Source organism: Tianweitania sp., from assembly GCF_032053605.1.
Lineage (GTDB): Bacteria > Pseudomonadota > Alphaproteobacteria > Rhizobiales > Rhizobiaceae > Tianweitania.
Genome location: NZ_DAMBUH010000179.1, coordinates 1 through 4,020, shown reverse-complemented (window position 1 = coordinate 4,020; position 4,020 = coordinate 1). Strand labels below are relative to the sequence as shown.

Sequence of the window (4,020 nt, the reverse complement as noted above, 5' to 3'; positions counted from 1 at the left end):
TCGATCGCCCTGACGATGCGGCCGCCGCGCGGCGCAGCCGGCAGGTAGATGGCGGGTGCAACTGGCGCCACGCGCAGAACGGGGCGCACCAGCCGCAACTGATCGAAGGTGATGTCGCCGCGCAGTGCATCCCATGCCGACATCTCCATTTCGATACGCTCGGCCTGCAGCACCGGCTGGCCATCGGCATCCCAGTCGATGAAGCGGACATCATGCAGAACGGCGCGCAGGCTCGGCCACACCTCGATCTCCGGGCGGGAGCCGACTTCGACCCGCATGCCGCTCCAGGCGCCGAGTTCCTGCGCGATCCGATCGCGCACAAGATGATTGGACGCAGCAAACGGCATGGCCAGCACAACCGCGCCCGCAATCACGGCGGCGACAAGCACCGTCCAAAGCGTTTTGCGGAGCGAAGGTTTGGGCATCCTGCCTCTTGGGGAAGTGACATGCCGAGACTGTAGGCATGCTTATGATCTCAGGTGCGGTGTAAAGGAGATTACGGGCTTTTCAAGCAGGCGCTGCGTGAAGTCTTGTTCATGAAGCTGCCAGAAAGAAGGGGCTTGTGGCCTACATCACGCTTCTTGCCGCCATGGAAGCGGCGTTGCATAACAACGCTGCTCATTCAGGGAGGAAGACGAATGGCAGGATCGCAGCCGCTGTGGACGCCGTCGCGCGAGCGTGTCGAGCATCATCCCATGACCCGCTTCATGGCCGAAGCGGCTGCCCGAACCAATCGAGACATGCCTGACTTCGAGACCCTGCACCGCTGGTCGATCGACGAGCCGGAAGGTTTCTGGCGGCTGCTTTGGGATTTCACCGGCGTGGTCGGCGAGCCAGGCGAGCGGGTGCTGGTGGACGGCGACAAGATGCCGGGCGCGCGCTTCTTTCCCGATGCCAGGCTGAACTATGCGGAAAACCTTCTGCGTCACTCGGGCGAAGGGGAGGCGATCTGTTTCCATGGTGAAAACAAGGTCGAACGCCGTTTGAGCTGGGACGAGCTGCATGCGCTGGTGTCGCCGCTGCAGCAGCTGATGGAAGCGCAAGGCGTTAAGACCGGTGACCGCGTTGCGGCCATGATGCCGAACATGCCGGAAACTATCGCCGTGATGCTGGCGGCAAGCTCGATCGGCGCGATCTTCTCCTCCTGCTCGCCTGACTTCGGCGTGCAGGGCGTGCTCGACCGCTTCGGACAGATCGAACCCGTCATCTTCGTGGCGCCGGATGGCTACTGGTACAACGGCAAAAGGAACGACGTCGGCGAAAAGGTCACGGCGATCGCGGCGCAACTGCCGACCGTGCGCAAGGTGCTGATCGTCGATTATCTCGGCGGCGCAAGTGACCTGGCCGAGACCATCGAGAATGCCGAGCCGTTCGAAGCAGCCCTTGTTGAATACGCCGCTAAACCGGTCCGTTTCGAGCGCCTTCCGTTCGCGCAGCCGCTCTACATCCTGTTTTCATCCGGCACGACTGGCATTCCGAAATGCATCGTGCATGGCGCCGGCGGCATCCTGTTGCAGCATCTGAAAGAGCATCAGCTGCATGGCGGCGTTCAGGCCGGCGACCGCTTCTTCCAGTTCACGACCTGCGGCTGGATGATGTGGAACTGGCTGGTGACGGGGCTGGCCACAGGCGCGACGCTGATCCTGTATGATGGCTCGCCTTTCTACCCCGATGAAAAGGCGATGTTCGACCTAGCCGAAAACGAGAAGGCCACGTATTTCGGTACCTCTGCCAAGTTCATCGATGCCGTGCGCAAGGCCGGTCTGCGGCCGATCGAAACGCATGATCTCTCAGCGCTGCGCACCCTGTCCTCCACCGGCTCGCCACTCTCGCCGGAAGGGTTCGACTTCGTTTACGACGGCATCAAGAAGGATCTGCATCTCGCATCGGTTTCCGGCGGCACGGATCTCTGCGCCTGCTTCGTGCTCGGCGTGCCGACGGAGCCTGTCTGGTCGGGCGAAATCCAGGGGCCGGGGCTCGGCATGGCCGTGGATGTCTGGGACGATGAGGGCCAGCCGATCCGGAGCCAAAAAGGCGAACTCGTTTGCACCAAACCGTTCCCGTCCATGCCCGTGATGTTCTGGGGCGATGCGGGCGGACGAAAGTATCACGACGCCTATTTCGACCGCTTCCCCAATGTCTGGTGCCACGGCGATTTCGCCGAAATCACCGAGCATCGCGGGCTGATCATCCATGGGCGTTCGGACGCGACGCTGAACCCCGGCGGCGTGCGCATCGGTACGGCGGAAATCTACAACGTCGTCGAGCAGATGCCGGAAGTGCTGGAAGCGCTCTGCATCGGGCAGAACTGGGACAATGATGTGCGCGTCGTCCTGTTCGTGCGCCTGGCGGAAGGCGTGACGCTGGACGCCGAGCTTGAACAGCGCATCAAGGCAAAAATCCGGACGGGCGCCACGCCGCGCCATGTGCCCGCCAGGGTTGTGGAAGTCAGCGACATTCCGCGCACCAAGTCTGGCAAGATCGTGGAGCTTGCGGTGCGCCAGGTTGTGCATGGAGACCCCGTGCGCAACAAGGAAGCGCTCGCCAATCCCGAAGCATTAGACCTGTTCAAGGACCGGACGGAACTGGCGGGATGAGGGTTAACAAGTTCTGATCGCGCTGTTTACCAACTTTGAACAGGTGGTTCCAATCGGTAAACAAAAATGCAACCTGTTAAGGTCTTGTTAAGAGGTATTGGCAAATAGTGTGCGTGACTTGATGGAGCGATCCATTGCCCGAAATTCCTTCGGACATTCAAGCCTCTCTTCGTGACAGCCTCTTCCAATTCCAAGCGCCTTCGGGCGCTTTTTCTTTTTGTGCTAGTCGGCAAGCACGCGTGTGGACGGGAAGGTGACTTCCACCAGCGTGCCGTCGCCCGGCCGCGAATTGATGACGAAGCGTGCGCGGTTGGCTTCCACCATCGCCTTCGTAAGCGGCAGGCCGAGCCCGGTACCGTCGCCGCGAGCCCGCTTCAGGGCGTTAAGCTGCTTGAACGGCTTGAGCGCCTGGTCGATCTCGGCGCTGGACATGCCGACACCCGTGTCGCGGATGCGCAGGATCACCTCGCCGGAGGTTTCATACACCGTCGACACGATAACCTGTCCGCCCGCCTGCGTGTAGCGCACGGCGTTCGACAACAGGTTCAGCGCAATCTGCCGCACGCTGCGCAGATCGGCCACCACGTCCGGCAGGCGGGAGGCAAAGCTTGAGCGGATGATGACGCGCTCGCGATTGGCCTGCGGCTGCATGATCGCCACTGCTTCCGACAGCGCGTCGTTCAGCGACACGGCGACATAAGACAGTTCCTGCTCGCCGGCCTCGATCTTGGAAATATCCAGCAGATCGTTGACGAGGTCGAGCACATGATTGCCGGAGCGGTTGATGTCGCGGAGATAATCGCGATAGCGCTCATTGCCGATCGAGCCAAAGCGCTCTTCCATCATCAGCTCGGAAAAGCCGATGATCGCGTTGAGCGGCGTGCGGATCTCGTGGCTGACGCGGGCCAGGAAATCGCTCTTTTGCGACGACACGCGCTCAGCCTCGGCGCGGGCATGGGTGAGTTCTTCTTCCGCGCGCTTCCATTGCGTGATCTCGCGAACCACGGCGCAGAAGCCGCTGTCGCCGGGCAGTCGTCCGATGGTGATAAAAAGTGGGATGAAGCGGCCTTGCGCCTCGCGTCCAATTACCTCGCGCCCGTCGTTCAGCACGCTCGCCACGCCATTGTCGGTGAGGCCGAGCAGATAATCCTTCACCGCGCGCTGGCTTTCGATCGCAAACAGCGAGGTGAACGGCGTGCCTTCGACGCTGGCGGAATCGAAGCCGAACAGTGCTTCGGCCGGATGGCTGATGCTGCGGATATCAGCCTGACGGTCGATCAGGATGACGCCGTCGGTTGCCGTGTCGACGATGGCGCGCATTTCTTCGAGCAGCGCGCGGGTGCGGGCGAGTTCCTCGACCACGGTCGGATCGGCGACCGGTGCCGGCTCGACCGCGCGTGCGGGTTGGGCGAAGGGCAGATGC

At 62.0% G+C, this 4,020-nt stretch carries 2 protein-coding genes and 1 pseudogene; 1 reads left to right on the top strand and 2 read right to left on the bottom strand.

Annotated features, from left to right (window positions below; genetic code table 11):
- A pseudogene (locus RTX98_RS20305) lies at window positions 1-425 on the bottom strand (AsmA family protein); the annotation flags it as partial.
- A 213-nt stretch (window positions 426-638) separates the two neighbouring features.
- Here RTX98_RS20305 and RTX98_RS20300 point away from each other — a divergent pair.
- Window positions 639-2,597, top strand: coding sequence for an acetoacetate--CoA ligase (locus tag RTX98_RS20300; RefSeq protein WP_312798696.1), 1,959 nt, complete (start codon window positions 639-641; stop codon window positions 2,595-2,597).
- A 222-nt stretch (window positions 2,598-2,819) separates the two neighbouring features.
- Here RTX98_RS20300 and RTX98_RS20295 read toward each other — a convergent pair.
- Window positions 2,820-4,020 (bottom strand): histidine kinase dimerization/phospho-acceptor domain-containing protein (locus RTX98_RS20295; protein WP_312798694.1); only part of this gene is annotated, 1,201 nt, incomplete at its 5' end.

Coding starts and splice junctions, on each gene's coding strand:
- RTX98_RS20300 (WP_312798696.1), top strand. CDS start 639: ATGGCAGGATCGCAGCCGCTGTGGACGCCGTCGCGCGAGCGTGTCGAG.